Consider the following 14,700-nt stretch of genomic DNA (forward strand, 5'->3'; position numbering starts at 1 on the left):
GCAGTACGCAATGACGGTTGCCGCTGAATTCAAGATCGAATACCTGCAGTACCTGGATACGGACGGCAAGCTCGTCCGCGATGACCTACCCGCGTCGCTGCGCGACCCCAAGGTCCTGGTACCGCTGTTCAAGCAGATGCTGTTCGTACGTACGTTCGACAGCAAATCCATCGCGCTGCAGCGCACCGGCAAGCTCGGCACCTATGCCGCCTGCCTGGGCCACGAAGCCGCGCACGTGGGTATCGGCGCTGCGATGCAGAAGGACGACGTGTTCGCACCTTCGTACCGCGAGTATGGCGCGATGTTCATGCGTGGCGTGCGCCCGCACGACGTGCTGATGTACTGGGGCGGCGACGAACGCGGCAACGATTACGGCGGCAACGCGGCCAGGGACTTCCCGTTCTGCGTGCCGATCTCCACCCAGTGCCTGCATGCCGCAGGCGCGGCGCTGAAGTTCAAGCTCAACAAGGAAGCGCAGATCGCCGTGGCGGTGTGCGGTGACGGTGGCAGCTCCAAGACCGACTTCTATGCGGCACTGAATTCGGCCGGCGCCTACAAGCTGCCGCTGATCCTGTGCATCGTCAACAACGGCTGGGCCATCTCGGTTCCGCGTTCGGCCCAGACCGGTGCCGAAACGCTGGCGCAGAAGGGCCTGGCCGGCGGCCTGCACTGCCTGCAGGTGGACGGCAACGACCTGATCGCAGTGCTGGCGGCGATGGAGCAGGCGCGCGAACGTGCGCTGGCCGGCGACGGTGGCACCGTGCTGGAACTGATGACCTACCGCCTGTCCGACCATACCACCGCCGATGACGCGCGCCGCTACCGCGACGACGCCGAGGTGAAGGATGCCTGGCAGCGCGAGCCGATGCTGCGCCTGCGCAAGTACCTGATCAACGCCGGTGTGTGGAGCGAAGAAGAGGAAACTGCTTGGGTCGCCGAATGCGGCACGCGCGTGGACGAGGAAGTGAACCTGTACCTCAACACGCCGGTGCAGCCGGTTGAGGCGATGTTCGATTTCCTCTACGCCGATCCGCCGCAGGACCTGCTGGCCCAGCGTGCCCAGGCGATCGCCCTGGAGAAGCGCCATGGATGAGATCAAGAACGGCGCGCCCGGCGCGCACACCAACGCCGCCGACAGCGCTGCCGTCGCGCGCGGAGAAGAGAGCATGACCACCACCCCCATCACCCTGATCGAAGCCATCACCCAGGCACTGGCCTGGGAGCTGGAGCACGACCCGTCGGTGCTGGTGCTGGGCGAGGACGTGGGCGTCAACGGCGGCGTGTTCCGCGCCACTGCCGGCCTGCAGCAGCGCTTCGGCTCCGAACGCATCCTCGACACCCCGCTGGACGAAACCACCATCGCCGGCCTGACCATCGGTCTGGCGGCACAGGGCATGAAGCCGGTGGCAGAGGCCCAGTTCGATGGCTTCATGTACCCGATGGTCGACCATATCGTCTGCCACGCCGCACGCCTGCGTTACCGCACGCGTGGCCGCCTGCACTGCCCGATGGTGCTGCGCGTGCCGTGGGGTGGTGGCATCCGCGCACCGGAACACCACAGCGAAGCCAACGAGGCGATCTTCACCAACGTGCCGGGCCTGCGCGTGGTGCTGCCGTCGTCGCCGCAGCGCGCCTACGGCCTGCTGCTGGCCGCGATCCGCGAGCCGGATCCGGTGATCTACATGGAGCCCAAGCGCATCTACCGCCAGTACAAGGAAGTGGTCGTCAACGACGGCGAAGCCTTGCCGCTGGACGTCTGCTTCGTGCTGCGCGACGGCACCGACGTGACCCTGGTGACCTGGGGCGCGCAGGTGAAGGAAGCGCTGGAAGCGGCCGACAAGCTGGCCGGTGAAGGCATCAGTGCCGAAGTCATCGACGTGGCCACGCTGCGTCCGCTGGACTTCGCCACCATCGCCGAATCGGTGGCCAAGACCGGCCGCTGCGTGATCGTGCAGGAGGCCCCGAAGACCGCGGGCTTCGGCGCCGAAATCGCTGCGCGTCTGGCCGAGGAATCGATCTACGACCTGCTGGCCCCGGTCGAGCGCGTCACTGGCTACGACACCCACATTCCGCTGTTCCGCCTGGAAATGAAGTACCTGCCGAGCGTTGAGCGGATCGTGGCTGCGGCCAAGCGCGCGGTGGCGGCCGGCTGACATGCGGGCCCGCCTTCTGGGGGCTTACCGCAGCCAGTATCCCAACCCGCTCCGGTTCCACACCGGCCAGATCGTCGAAGTAGGTGTCCGTGACGAGGAATGGCCGGCGTTTGCCTGGGTACGCACCAACGATGGGCGCGCTGGATGGGCGCCCATCGCCTGGTTGCAGCTGCTGGACGAGGGTCGCGCCGAAGCGCTGTGCGACTACGACGCCCGCGAGCTGGATGTGGAAAGCGGCGAGATGGTGAAGCTTCATCACGAACACGGCGGGTGGTGGTGGTCCGAGCGCGCCAATGGCGCGACGGGTTGGCTGCCGGCCCGCGAACTGGAACTGCTGGAAGAGAACTGCAAATGAGCCAGACCAAGAACTTCAACCTGCCCGACCTGGGCGAAGGCCTGCCGGACGCGACCATCGTCGAGTGGTTCGTCAAGGAAGGCGATGTGATCAAGCTGGACGAGCCACTGGTCTCGATGGAGACCGCCAAGGCCGTCGTCGAGGTGCCGTCGCCGTTCTCCGGCAAGGTGCTGAAGCTGTCAGGCGCTGCCGGCGACATCATCCCGACCGGATCGGTGCTGGCCAGCTTCGAACTGGACCCGAACCTGCCGCAGCGTGCCGATGGCCAGGACACCGGCCACAGCCACGGCCATGCGGCACCGGCCGCGGCACCGACCCCGCCGCCGCTGCCGGCCGCTGCCGCACCGGTGGCCGCCGAAGCGGCCAAGCCCGCCGCCGCCGAGCGTGATGACGCCGGTACCGTGGTCGGCGCGATGCAGAGCTCCAACGCCGTGCACGCCGAACAGGCGCTGGCCGTCGGTGGCGTCAAGGCCGTACCGGCCGTGCGTGCCACCGCGCGCAAGCTGGGCGTGGACCTGTCCCGCGTACGCGCCACCGGCGCCGATGGCGCGGTGACCATGGCCGACGTCAAGCAGGCGGCTGCGGATGGCAGCGCCAAGATCGGTGCCGCTCCGGCTCCGGCCGCTGCTGCCTATGCCGCGCCGGCCCCGGCGCAGGTGTCTGCCCCGGTGCAGAGCGAAGCGCGCACCCCGCTGTCTGCTGCCGGCAAGCCGATGCGTACCCAGCCGCCGGGCGTGGTCGCCAAGGGCCAGCCGGAACCGCTGAAGGGCGTTCGCCGCAACATGGCGCGCGTGATGGCCGATGCGCACAGCAAGGTCGTGCCGACCACGCTGAACGACGATGCCGACATCCACGCCTGGCTGCCGGGCAACGACGTCACCGCGCGCCTGGTGCGTTCGATCGTGGTCGCTGCGCAGAAGGTGCCGGCGATGAACGCCTGGTTCGACGGTGAAGCGCTGACCCGCACCCTGCACGCGCAGGTGGACATCGGCATCGCCGTGGACACCGACGACGGCCTGTTCGTGCCGGCGCTGCGCAACGCCGACATGCTCGACGCACGCGGCATCCGCGAAGGCGTCAACCGCCTGCGCGAGCAGGTGGAATCGCGTTCGATCGCCGCCTCGGAACTGAGCGGCTACACCATCTCGCTGTCCAACTTCGGCATGTTCGCCGGCCGCTACGCGACCCCGGTCGTGGTGCCGCCGTGTGTGGCCATCGTTGGTGCCGGCCGTGCCCGCCACCAGATGACCCCGGTGATGGGCGGCGTGGAAGCGCACAAGGTGATCCCGCTGTCGGTCACCTTCGACCACCGCGCGGCCACCGGTGGTGAAGCGGCCCGCTTCCTGCGCGCGATGATGGACGATCTGGCGCTGGCCAGCTGATCGGCCACCTTATCGGTGGGTGCCGACCTTGGTTGGCACATGAAACTGATTGGTGGGTGCCAACCTTGGTTGGCACATGAAGTGGAGAAACGCCGGGCAATGCCCGGCGTTTTTTTGTGCCCGCTCCGTCGCGCCCCATCTACGCATGGCGTGGATCTACTGGGCTCTCCGACGGTCGGACGAGAGCGCAAGGGAGCATTTTGAGAATAGTTGCATGGATTCCCAAGAGTAGCTCGATAGCATTGAGCCTCTCTGCAGACGTCGAGTTTCCATGTTCGAGACACCACCCACACTCGAAGAATTCCTGAAGGCGGGCGATGACTTTTTCCGCGCCTCCCCGTTCAGCACACTGCTGCCGAGGGATGAGGATCCATCGAGCACGAGTTGGGTTCTGGACATCATCTTCCTGCGTTGGCTCTCCCGAAATAGCGCGTTCCTTGACGCATCGATCGGATCTGCGGTGGCGGCCGCTCTTTCGCCGGAAGATGCCTTGGCATGCATCGAAGCTGCTTTCCAGGACGAAATCCCCGGCGCGGCGTTCGCCCCGGAACTGCTGGAGTTTACCGTTCGCTACTTCTGCAAACGCGCACCCTATTCCTCGGATTTCTTCTCCCTTTTTCCGCAAAGCGAAATGCCTTCACCGGACGCCATGTGGGACAAGCAGGAGCAGGTTTACGCGATTATCGATTCTCGTCTGCAGTCATGGCGCAATGGCGAGCCCATCGTCCGGGCGCTCATCGCCAGAACCGATCAACAAGGGGACGCCGAACCGGCTACGCCGCTGGACGCTGACGTCTGGATCTCAACGCTGGCAACGCTATCGGATGCTGCGGTCACCCACGAAGGCTGCTGTGCATACGCCGACCACTTCTACAGACCTCTGACAAAACCACCGTCATTGGAAGTCGTCCTGGCAGTCATGAGGGAGTTTCTTCGCGACCCACCACATGATGCGTCGATCATGACTGCAACGGACAACTTCCTGTCGGATATTCCGTTCTCCCGCTACATCAAAGCCTACTCCATCCTCGCACCTGAACTGCTGGACCGTTCTTCAGATGCCGCGCTCAATCTGTTTGATTATCCAGGTTGTGAACTGACGCCCCGTCAGATACGGCAGTTCATCAGGGAACTCAGGCGATGCAATCCCGACCGCGATGTGGTCGCAGAGCTGGCCCAGCTGGCCATTGAGTGGGATTCGGAAGACGACGAGACATTTTCAATCGTCATCGAAGCAGCGCAGAAGCAAGGGTAGGTCCAGGAGCCGGCAAATGCCGGCTCCCTCTCTGAATCAATCGCGCGCGACCATGCCTTCGGCACGGCTGTACACACGCAGACGGTGGCCATCCGGGTCTGCCCCGACAAAAGTGTGGCCGAATTCCAGTGTCACCGGTGCCTGCAGAATCCGCACGCCGAGCCCGCGCCACGCATCGTACATCTGCTGCACGGCATCCGGGTTGGCGACCACCATCGCCAGTTCGGCGGCACCGGCCTGCGCAGACACGGGTGGCTGCACGTCATCGCGTTGCCACAGGCCCAGTGCGGCGCCATCGCCGAGCAGGAACAGGGCGAAACCGGGCGACTGCTCGACCGGTGGCTTGCCGAGAATCCCACTGTAGAAGGTGGCGCTGGTGGCGACGTCGCGCACGTACTGCAGCAGGGTGCTGGGCGTGAACATGGGAAACCTCCGTTGTTGGGAGCGTTCATGGTGGTACGGCCCTACTGACAGATTCTGTCAGTAGCGTCGAGCGTGATCGACTGCTGTTGCCCCCGCCCTGGTAGATGTCGAGCTTGCTCGACTGCTGTTGCCTCTGCCCTGGTAGATGTCGAGCTTGCTCGACTGCTGTTGCCGTTGCTCTGGTAGATGTCGAGCTTGCTCGACTGCTGTTCGCGAAGATCAAAGGCGGTCGAGCAAGCTCGACCTCTACCAGGAGCGAAGAGCGAAGGCCGCCGTCCCCAGAAGCAGGAAGCGATGCACGGAAGCAGTCGAGCACGCTCGACGCTACGAACGGTCCAGCCAGTCCGGGGCGATGCCCTGCGCCTTCTGCCAGCGCCGCAGCAGGGTGGCGCGCGGCACGAGGTAGCGATCCTCCAGCACGCGCACCTGGCGGATGCGGTCCAGCCGGAAATGGCGGAAGTCCTCGCGGCCTTCGCACCACGCCGCCAGCATCGGCACTTCATCGAAGTAGCCCAGTGCGAACGGCCAGACAATGCGCTCGCTGCGCTGGCCCTGTGCATCCTGGTAGCCGAACTTCAGGCGCTGCTGCGACCCCACAGCCTCACGCACGGCCTGCAGGCGTGCCGCCGGCACCTTGGCTGCCGCACGCGAGGGACCCACGCGCAGGCCGCTGTCACGCAGCGCTTCGCGGCGCGCGGCAGGCAATACATGCGCAATGCGCGCCAAAGCATCGCGTGCGGCCTCGGCCAGCGCAGGCTCGGTACGGGCCGCAACCCAGCGCAGACCCAACACCAGCGCGTCGATCTCTGCGGGCGGCAGGGTCATCGGTGGCAGCGTATCGCTAGGTGCCAGCTGGTAGCCGACGCCAGCCTCACCGCGCAGGTCGGCACCCTGTTCGCGTAGCGTCTCGATATCGCGGTACAGCGTGCGCAGGCTGATGCCGAGCGCTTCGGCCAGCACCTGCCCGGCCACCGGCCGTCGATGGCGGCGCAGCAGCTGTTGAAGCTGGGTCAGGCGCAGCGCACGCGACATCAGCCGACCAGCGCGCTCGATGCCACCACATGCTCACCCGGTTGCGGGGCCAGCGCGGCCTCGACCAGTGCCTTGGCGATCTCGCTGGCCGGGTTGATCCGCCACGCCCGTGGCAGCAGCGGCCCCAATGCCCCCAACACCGTCAGCGCCAGGCGCTCGCCACGTCGCACCTCGGTGCGCTCGCCGCCGATCAGCCCGGGGCGGACCAGGGTCAACGAGTTGAAGCCCAGCGCGCGCAGGTCATGCTCCAGCTCGCCCTTCACCCGGCTGTAGAAGATCGACGACTGCGGGTTGGCGCCGGCTGCGGAATTCAGCACATAGGTCTGCGCACCCTGCGCCTGCGCCAGGCGGGCGAACGCCAGCGGGTAGTCATGGTCGATACGGTGGAAGGCCTCGCGGCTGCCGGCCTGGGCGATGGTGCTGCCGAGCGCACAGATCACCGCATCCACGCGTGCCCACTCGGGCGCGCCAGGCAACGCATCGAAGGCCAGCACCGGATTCTCCAGCTTGGCGTGGGCCACAGCCAACGGGCGACGGGTCGGCGCAATCACGGCGCTGCAGCGCGGGTCGTCCAGCAGCCTGGACAGGGTCAGCCCGCCAACCAGGCCGGTCGCCCCCAGCAACATCACGCGCATCACCACCTCCACTGCGGCATCCTGTCGCCCATCCTAGCCGTTCAAGCCGTCGGCGGCCGCGCCGATATGCTGGAACCAGTCCCTGCCAGCCCCAGGATTTGCTCGATGACGGACCAGCCCGACCACCGCCCTGCCCCCGGTACCGCCCTTGGGCCGCCGGCACGCGTGCGCGCGGTGGTGGACGATGGCCTGGGTGACCGGGTGGTGCTGCAGGGTGGCGGTGGCGTGGCGCTGCAGCAGCTGTTCGCCGGGGCCGACGCACCGGAGCCGCTGCTGGCCGCGTTCGCCAATGGCATGGCCACCCTGCCCGGCGAACTGGGCGACATGGGCGACCGCCTGCAGTCGGCGCAGGCCAGCGCCGATTGGCCGCGCTATGGGCGCGCGATGCGGCAGCTGATCGACAAGTACATCCGCACCATCGAGCAGCATTCACCGGACGGGCAGCCGGAAAGCCTGCGCCTGTCCGAGCAGCTGCGCCTGCTGCTGGGCGGCGCGGTGGTGGCCCTGCTGCAGCACGACCCGGATCTGCGCGAGCAGGCCCAAGCGCTGGCCACGCGCCTGCGCCAGTGGCAGCCGGGTACCGCACTGGAGCCGATCGAACAGGGCGTGCGCGAGCTCGGCCACCAGGTCGGCGTGCGTGCCGAGAGCTGGCAGGAGCAGCAGGCGCTGCTGCTTGAGCTGTTCGCGCTGCTGCTGGAGAACGTGAGCGAGCTGCTGGATGACCGCAGCTGGCTGCAGGGCCAGATCGCCGCAGTACGCCAGCTGCTGGACGGGCCGTTGGAAGCTGAGGCGGTCGAGCGCACCCGCGCCGAACTGCGCGAAGTGATCTACAAGCAGGGGCTGCTGCGCCAGGGCATCGACGATTCGAAGGCGGCGATGCGCGGGTTGATGGGCGAGTTCATCGAGCGTATGGACGGCATGGCCACCAGCACCGGCGAATACCACGACCGCATTGGCAGCTATGCGCTGCAGCTGCGCGAAGCGCGCAGCATCGCCGACCTCAATCAGCTGCTGCAGGACGTGATGCGCGATACCGGCAAGGTGCAGCAGCAGGCCGCGCAGGCGCGCGATCATCTGGCCAGCGCGCGCCAGGAAGTGGAACGTGCCGAGCAGCGCATCGCCGAGCTTGAGCAGGAACTGCGCGCGGCCGGTGACCTGGCGCGCATCGATCCACTGACCCAGGCGCTGAACCGCCGTGGCCTGGACGAACTGCTGCAGCGCGAGCTGGCGCGCGCCGCGCGCAACAACTCACCACTGGGCGTGGCGGTGATCGACCTGGATGATTTCCACCAGACCAACGATGCGCACGGCCATGCCGGTGGCGATGCGCTGCTGCAGCACCTGGTAGCCGTGTGCAAGCTGCTGCTGCGCGCCACCGATGGCATCGCGCGGCTGGGTGGCGACGAGTTCGTGCTGGTGCTGCCGGAGACCCAGGGTGCCGACAGCATGGCCACCGTGCAGCGCCTGCAGCGTTCACTGGCGCACCGCGTGCTGACCGTACAGGACCAGCGCGTGCCGGTGCACTTCAGTGCCGGGCTGGCGCAATGGCAGCCCGGCGACGATACCGAAACCCTGCTGCGGCGCGCCGATGACGCGCTGTATGCCGCCAAGCGTCAGGGCAAGAACCGCGTACAGGCGGGTTGATCGCCCGGCCCACCGCAAACCGCTTCGGTAGGTGCCAACCTTGGTTGGCACACGCCGGGGCAAAGCGCCGACCAAGGTCGGCCTCTACCAACGCAAAGGACAGCGCTTCGGTAGGTGGCAACCTTGGTTGGCACACGCCGGAACAAAGCGCCGACCAAGGTCGGCCTCTACCAACGCAAGGGACAGCGCTTTGGTAGGTGCCAACCTTGGTTGGCACACGCGGAAGCAAAGCGCCGACCAAGGTCGGCCTCTACCAACGCCAAGGACAGCGCTTCGGTAGGTGCCAACCTTGGTTGGCACACGCGGAAACAAAGCGCCGACCAAGGTCGGCCTCTACCAACGCCAAGGACAGCGCTTTGGTAGGTGCCAACCTTGGTTGGCACACGCGGAAACAATGCGCCGACCAAGGTCGGCCTCTACCAACGCAAAGGACAGCGCTTTGGTAGGTGCCAACCTTGGTTGGCACACGCCGGAACAAAGCGCCGACCAAGGTCGGCCTCTACCAACGCCAAGGACAGCGCTTCGGTAGGTGCCAACCTCGGTTGGCTCACGCCGGAACAAAGCGCCGACCAAGGTCGGCCTCTACCAACGCAAGGGACAGCGCTTTGGTAGGTGCCAACCTTGGTTGGCACACGCCGGGGCAAAGCGCCGACCAAGGTCGGCCTCTACCGGGCAATGGGCCGCCGCTTACTTCCCGCGCAGCTTCTGGAACCCGGTCACCGCCGCCAGCACGATGGCGCCGGCGATGATGCCCACCACCATGTTGGCCGCAGCGCTGATCAGCCAGCCCCACTGCCCTTCGCCGCCCAGCGCCTGCACCGCGTGGTGCAGTGCCGGCACGTTGTGCACCAGGATGCCGCCGCCCACCAGGAACATGGCGATGGTGCCGGCCACCGACAGGAACTTCATCAGCCACGGCGCCGAGGCCACCAGGCCGCGACCGAAGGCGGCCACAGCCCCGCCCTTGCGCGACAGGTACAGGCCGACGTCATCAAGCTTCACGATGCCCGCGACCAGCCCATAGACGAAGACCGTCATCGCCAGTGCAACCACGGCCAGGGTGACCACCTGATTGGTGAACGGTGCGGTGGCGACCACGCCCAGGGTCAGCACGATGATCTCGGCCGAGAGGATGAAGTCGGTGCGGATCGCGCCTTTTACCTTGTCCTTCTCCCACGCCACCATGTCCACCTGGGTATCGGCCAGCGCCTTGCGGCGCTCGGCCTGATGCTCGGCATCGTCATCAGCCGAATGCAGGAAGCGGTGCGCCAGCTTCTCCACGCCCTCGAAGCACAAGAAGGCACCACCGATCATCATCAATGGCACGATCAACGGCACGTTCCAGCCACGGCTGTGCAGCCAGGCTTCCAGTGCACTGATCGCCAGCGCCGCCGGTACCAGGATCACCTTGTTGACCAGCGAGCCCTTGGCCACCGCCCACACCACCGGCAGTTCGCGGTTGGCGTTGACCCCGGTGACCTGCTGCGCGTTCAGCGCCAGGTCGTCGCCGAGCACACCGGCGGTCTTCTTCGCCGCAACCTTGGTCAGGACCGAGACGTCGTCCAGCAGGGAGGCGATATCGTCGAGCAGGGCGAACAGGCTGGCACCGGCCATGGGGCGTCCAAGTGAGGGAATGAGCGGATTCTGAACGATACCGGGGCAGCTGCGGAAGCGGTCGGATTCACCGCGTGCCTACCGCCCCCCGGCGACACTGCGGAATCCGGACATTGCCGGCCAGCGGCCGGCACTACCTGTATTCGTCGCATGGGAGTGTCGCTTGAGCAATCCGCCCACCGCCAATGGCAATCCCCCGCTGGTCAAGGGCATGAACCGGCGCAGCCAGATCCTGCGCCTGCTGATGCGCTACCGCCATTCGGGCGTGTTCTCGGGCATGAACCTGGATGCCGCCAGCAATCAGGCCGACGTCCCCGCCGATGGCAACCCGGAACAGTTCGTCAGCGACCTGGAGGCGCTGGGGCCGACCTTCGTCAAGCTGGGCCAGATGCTGTCCACCCGCCCGGACATGGTGCCGGTGGAGTTCGCCACGGCGCTGGAGCGCATGCAGGAAAAGGTGGCCGAGATTCCGGTCGAGCGCATCCATGCCATCGTCGAACAGGAGCTGGGCGCGCCGGTGAACAAGCTGTTCGCCGCGTTCGATCCCGAGCCACTGGGCTGTGCCTCGATCGCGCAGGTGCATCGCGCGGTGCTGCACGATGGCCGCCAAGTGGCGGTGAAGGTGCAGAAACCCGAGGTCGCCGCGCAGCTGCGCTCGGACCTGGAGGCACTGCGCAGCTTCGCGCTGGCCGCCGACCACCTGACCCAGGTGGGCCGTCGCGTGCGCCTGCGCGACTGGCTCAACGAGTTCGCCAAGACCCTGATGCAGGAGCTGGACTACCACGCCGAGGCCGAGAACCTGGCCCGTTTCGGCCGGCACCTGAAGCCGTTCCGCCGCCTGTGGATTCCGCAGCCGCTGTGGGACTACAGCAGCCAGCGCGTGCTGACCATGGAACTGGCCACCGGCGTGCGCGTGGATGCGATTCCCGATGTGCGCCGCACCGAGCAATCGATGGATCCTCTGGCGGCGGCGCTGATCCGCGGCTACCTGGACCAGATCTTCGTGCATGGCGAGATCCATGCCGACCCGCACCCGGGCAACCTGCGGGTGATGCCAGATGGACGGCTGGCGATCTTCGACCTGGGCATGGTCGCGCACATGCCGCCGCGCCTGCGCGAGCGACTGCTGAAGATTCTCTTCGCCGCGGTCGATGGCCGTGGCGAAGAAGTGGCCGACGACCTGATCAGCATCAGCACGCGGCTGGAAGCCTTCGACGAAGAGCGCTACCTGCGTGAGACCGGCCAGCTGATCGCGCGCTACGCCGCCAGTGGCAGCTTCTCGGAAGGCCGCGTGGTGCTGGACATGGTGCGCATCGCCACCGCCTGCGGCCTGCGCACGCCGCCGGAACTGAGCCTGCTGGGCAAAGCCCTGCTCAACCTGGAAACCGTGTGCCGGCTGCTGGCACCCGAGCTGGAAACCCGCCGCATCGTCGAGCGCCAGCTGCAGCACGTGATGCGTGCGCGCCTGAAGAAATCGCTGTCAGCCGCCAACCTCGCCAGCGAGGCGATGGAGCTGCAGCAGCTGCTGCGCGATGGGCCGCGCAAGCTGTCGGACATCATGGCGCTGTTGGCCGAGAACCGCCTGCAGATGAAGGTAACCGGCCTGGAAGAATCGCGGTTGATGGAGAACCTGCAGAAGATCGCCAACCGCGTGGCTGCCGGCATCATCAGCGCCGCATTGATCATGGCTGCGGCGATGATGATGAAGATCGACACCGGCTGGCACCTGTTCGGCTACCCACTCATTGCGCTGATTCTGCTGTTCATCGGCGTGGTGCTCGGCCTTGGCATCGTGACCAGTGCATTGCTGTTCGACCGTCGTGCGCGGGCACGCGAAGAACGCGGGCATCGCTAGCGCATCAGCGAAAACCGCCGTATTCATGCGGTTTTTAATGCAATCCAACGAAGCCCTTCACGCTCGTTTTACCTTCTGAGCGCGATTGCGCGCGTGTTGTTTCAACAAACATTTCAGTCAGGTTCGTGCATGCACTATCGGGTCATCGGCCTGTCATGTGCATGTGCTTGTGGCAGCGTCGGTCGGATGGACACGCGTCGGTACGACGTCCATCACCACCACCCCGTCACTGCCGAAGCTGCCTATGCTCTGGATACTGCTGCTGTCGTTGTTGCTGCTGTGCTGGTTGTTCCTCGCGTCCGACAAGTGGGTGTGGTGGAAGGCTGGTGCGTTCTCGCTGCTGCTGCTCATGCTCAGCGCGTGGTGGCTGATCGACAAGCTGTCCGGTGATGGGCTCAATGCCGCCACCCTGTACCACCTCGGCGCCGACATGGAAGGCGCCGGTGTCTCCGACTTCAAGGGCTATATCGCCGGCTTCATCGTGCTGGCGCTGGTCTCGCTGCTACCGCTGTTCGCCACGCGGGTGAAGCGCTGGCGCCGGCCCGGCCACGGTGGCGCGTTGTTCGCCGGTTTCGCGGCCGTGTGGGTGGCCACGATCATGATCAGTCCGCTGGCCCGCGACGGCCAACGCCTCTACCAGCAGCTGCGTCCGGTCGACTTCGCCCGCATCGCCCCCGAGTACCAGGTGCCGACGCAGCCGCTGCAGCGCCCGCGCAACATCGTCTGGATCTACGGCGAGAGCCTGGAACGTACCTACCTGGACGAGGCCGTGTTTCCCGGCCTGATGCCCAACCTCAACCGCCTGGCGTCCGAGTCACTGGACGTGCGCAACCTGGCCTCGGCCGAGGGCAGCGGCTGGACCATCGCCGGCCTGGTGTCGTCGATGTGCGGCGTGCCGCTGACCACCTCGCAGGGCGATGAGAACAGCATGGACCGCATGGGCAGCTTCCTGCCCAAGGCCGTGTGCCTGGGCGATTACCTGAAGCAGCAGGGCTATACCAACCACTATCTGGGCGGTGCCAACGGCCAGTTCGCCGGCAAGGGCCAGTTCCTGGCCAGCCACGGCTTCGACGAAGTGCACGACCTTGCGTGGTTCAAGCAGCAGAAGAAGATCGGTCGCATCCACTACTCGGCCTGGGGCGTGCACGACGACGTGCTGCTTGACACCGCCTACCAGCGCTTCGAGCAGCTCTCGCGCGCCGGCTCACCGTTCATGCTGACCACGCTGACCATGGACACCCACCACCCGGCCGGTCATCTGCCGGTGTCGTGCAAGGGCGAGCGCTACCAGAGCCAGTACGGCAACATCAACATGCTCAACGCGCTCAAGTGCAGCGACCGGCTGATCTCGCAGCTGGTGCAGCGCATCCAGGCCAGCCCGTACGGCAAGGACACGCTGATCGTGATCGCCTCCGACCACCTGGCGATGCCCAACGATCTCACCCACATCCTGACCCGGCAGAAGCGCGAGAACCTGCTGCTGTTCCTGGGCGATGGCATTGCTCCGCAGCAGCTCAGCGCCGATGCCGGCACCACCCTGGATTCGGGTGCGACCCTGCTCAGCCTGCTGGACCCGAACCTGAAGACGATGGGCTTCGGGCGTTCACTGATCGATACCCAGCGCGCGCCCAGCGCCAGCGTGGCCACCCAGCGTGATGGCGGCCGCGATTACCCACAGTACCTGGCCTTCGCCCGTTCGCTGTGGCTGGGCGAACCGACCCGCGAGCTGAAGATCGACGGCGATGACCAGGTGGTGGTCGGCCTGCAGCACGTGCAGCCGCCGGTGCTGCTGGAGTACGACAAGGACTGGGGGTTGAAGTCGGTATACCTGGAGAACACCTCGCGCCAGTTCGACGATGCCAACCCGGACAACACCCTGGCCTACGTCGACCGGTGCACCGCGTTCGAGGACGGCTCGGCCGACGGTGACTGGTGCGCCCTGCTGGTCAACCGCGACAACGGCATCAAGCTGTACCGCGACAACGACCTGCGTGGCGGCATCGCGGTGGATGCACCGCTGGACGCGTTCCAAGGCCCGCGCCCGAGCGTGCGCCAGGCGCACATGATTACGCAGAAGGGCCGCCGTACCCGTGCCGGCCAGTACATGCTGCAGCTGGTGGCAAGCACGCGCCCGGATCGTGGTTTCTGGATCGAGGCGGTGTCCTCGCAGCGCAAGGTGGTGCTGGCGCAGCAGTGGGTGCAGCCCGATGCCAACGGCAAGATCAACGTGTCGTTCGGGCTGGATCACGAAGTGGATGATCTGGAGATCCGCGCGTGGTTGAACCACGCCGAGAAGCTGGCGGTGGATACGTTCGCACTGGTGCCCTCGCGCAGCCGACCACGAGGATAGGG

General features: G+C 66.4%; 11 protein-coding genes and 1 pseudogene. 8 read left to right on the forward strand and 4 right to left on the reverse strand.

Translation table 11 applies throughout. The features are described from left to right. The first annotated feature begins 10 nt into the window (after positions 1 to 10). The 5 genes from pdhA (at position 11) to ACZK5G_RS20755 (ending at position 5,145) form a co-directional block, all read left to right on the forward strand. Complete coding sequence (pdhA, locus tag ACZK5G_RS20735; protein WP_478464628.1) at positions 11 to 1,093, forward strand: pyruvate dehydrogenase (acetyl-transferring) E1 component subunit alpha; 1,083 nt, start codon at positions 11 to 13, stop codon at positions 1,091 to 1,093. Next, positions 1,086 to 2,153 carry an alpha-ketoacid dehydrogenase subunit beta gene (locus ACZK5G_RS20740; RefSeq protein ID WP_019338598.1) on the forward strand — a complete coding sequence of 356 codons (1,068 nt, stop codon included), beginning with the start codon at positions 1,086 to 1,088 and terminating at the stop codon, positions 2,151 to 2,153. The genes pdhA and ACZK5G_RS20740 overlap by 8 nt, the downstream gene beginning before the upstream one ends. A 1-nt stretch (position 2,154) precedes the next feature. After that, on the forward strand, positions 2,155 to 2,508 hold the full coding sequence (locus ACZK5G_RS20745) for an SH3 domain-containing protein (protein WP_005411349.1): 354 nt from the start codon (positions 2,155 to 2,157) through the stop codon (positions 2,506 to 2,508). Then, positions 2,505 to 3,890 (forward strand): dihydrolipoamide acetyltransferase family protein, encoded by a 1,386-nt coding sequence (locus tag ACZK5G_RS20750; protein WP_032127143.1) that lies wholly within the window; start codon positions 2,505 to 2,507, stop codon positions 3,888 to 3,890. The genes ACZK5G_RS20745 and ACZK5G_RS20750 overlap by 4 nt, the downstream gene beginning before the upstream one ends. Before the next feature lie 271 nt (positions 3,891 to 4,161). Beyond that, positions 4,162 to 5,145, forward strand: coding sequence for a hypothetical protein (locus tag ACZK5G_RS20755; RefSeq protein WP_478464629.1), 984 nt, complete (start codon positions 4,162 to 4,164; stop codon positions 5,143 to 5,145). Positions 5,146 to 5,181: 36 nt separating this feature from the next. On the opposite strand, the gene ACZK5G_RS20760 is transcribed toward ACZK5G_RS20755, so the two are convergent. The 3 genes from ACZK5G_RS20760 to ACZK5G_RS20770 all read right to left on the reverse strand — a co-directional run bounded on the left by ACZK5G_RS20760 (position 5,182) and on the right by ACZK5G_RS20770 (position 7,235). Continuing rightward, a complete protein-coding gene (locus ACZK5G_RS20760; protein WP_180846923.1) occupies positions 5,182 to 5,568 on the reverse strand; it encodes a VOC family protein in 387 nt (128 codons plus the stop codon). A 324-nt stretch (positions 5,569 to 5,892) separates the two neighbouring features. After that, entirely contained in the window at positions 5,893 to 6,600 is a 708-nt protein-coding gene (locus tag ACZK5G_RS20765) for a helix-turn-helix transcriptional regulator (RefSeq protein WP_121504220.1), read from the reverse strand. Beyond that, on the reverse strand, positions 6,600 to 7,235 hold the full coding sequence (locus ACZK5G_RS20770) for a Rossmann-fold NAD(P)-binding domain-containing protein (RefSeq protein ID WP_478464632.1): 636 nt from the start codon (positions 7,233 to 7,235) through the stop codon (positions 6,600 to 6,602). The genes ACZK5G_RS20765 and ACZK5G_RS20770 overlap by 1 nt, the downstream gene beginning before the upstream one ends. Positions 7,236 to 7,340: 105 nt before the next feature. On the opposite strand from ACZK5G_RS20770, the gene ACZK5G_RS20775 reads away from it, so the two are divergent. After that, complete coding sequence (locus ACZK5G_RS20775) at positions 7,341 to 8,879, forward strand: GGDEF domain-containing protein (protein WP_478464633.1); 1,539 nt, start codon at positions 7,341 to 7,343, stop codon at positions 8,877 to 8,879. A 687-nt stretch (positions 8,880 to 9,566) separates the two neighbouring features. Here ACZK5G_RS20775 and ACZK5G_RS20780 read toward each other — a convergent pair. Next, positions 9,567 to 10,493: a DUF808 domain-containing protein gene (locus tag ACZK5G_RS20780; RefSeq protein ID WP_049463103.1), complete on the reverse strand. Its 927-nt coding sequence runs from the start codon at positions 10,491 to 10,493 to the stop codon at positions 9,567 to 9,569. 208 nt (positions 10,494 to 10,701) lie between these two features. On the opposite strand from ACZK5G_RS20780, the pseudogene ACZK5G_RS20785 reads away from it, so the two are divergent. Both ACZK5G_RS20785 and ACZK5G_RS20790 read left to right on the forward strand, forming a co-directional pair. Further along, a pseudogene (locus ACZK5G_RS20785) lies at positions 10,702 to 12,348 on the forward strand (ABC1 kinase family protein); the annotation flags it as partial. A 244-nt stretch (positions 12,349 to 12,592) separates the two neighbouring features. Further along, entirely contained in the window at positions 12,593 to 14,698 is a 2,106-nt protein-coding gene (locus ACZK5G_RS20790; protein WP_412703564.1) for a phosphoglycerol transferase I, read from the forward strand. Positions 14,699 to 14,700 lie beyond the last annotated feature (2 nt).

It is taken from the genome of Stenotrophomonas sp. 62841_Sma (assembly GCF_056482945.1).

What these genes read in the sequence shown, in the direction of transcription:
- ACZK5G_RS20790 (WP_412703564.1), top strand. Translation starts at nt 12,593, where the DNA reads ATGCTCTGGATACTGCTGCTGTCGTTGTTGCTGCTGTGCTGGTTGTTC.
- ACZK5G_RS20755 (WP_478464629.1), top strand. Translation starts at nt 4,162, where the DNA reads ATGTTCGAGACACCACCCACACTCGAAGAATTCCTGAAGGCGGGCGAT.
- ACZK5G_RS20780 (WP_049463103.1), bottom strand. Translation starts at nt 10,493, where the DNA reads ATGGCCGGTGCCAGCCTGTTCGCCCTGCTCGACGATATCGCCTCCCTG.
- ACZK5G_RS20775 (WP_478464633.1), top strand. Translation starts at nt 7,341, where the DNA reads ATGACGGACCAGCCCGACCACCGCCCTGCCCCCGGTACCGCCCTTGGG.
- ACZK5G_RS20765 (WP_121504220.1), bottom strand. Translation starts at nt 6,600, where the DNA reads ATGTCGCGTGCGCTGCGCCTGACCCAGCTTCAACAGCTGCTGCGCCGC.
- ACZK5G_RS20760 (WP_180846923.1), bottom strand. Translation starts at nt 5,568, where the DNA reads ATGTTCACGCCCAGCACCCTGCTGCAGTACGTGCGCGACGTCGCCACC.
- ACZK5G_RS20740 (WP_019338598.1), top strand. Translation starts at nt 1,086, where the DNA reads ATGGATGAGATCAAGAACGGCGCGCCCGGCGCGCACACCAACGCCGCC.
- pdhA (WP_478464628.1), top strand. Translation starts at nt 11, where the DNA reads ATGACGGTTGCCGCTGAATTCAAGATCGAATACCTGCAGTACCTGGAT.
- ACZK5G_RS20770 (WP_478464632.1), bottom strand. Translation starts at nt 7,235, where the DNA reads ATGCGCGTGATGTTGCTGGGGGCGACCGGCCTGGTTGGCGGGCTGACC.
- ACZK5G_RS20745 (WP_005411349.1), top strand. Translation starts at nt 2,155, where the DNA reads ATGCGGGCCCGCCTTCTGGGGGCTTACCGCAGCCAGTATCCCAACCCG.
- ACZK5G_RS20750 (WP_032127143.1), top strand. Translation starts at nt 2,505, where the DNA reads ATGAGCCAGACCAAGAACTTCAACCTGCCCGACCTGGGCGAAGGCCTG.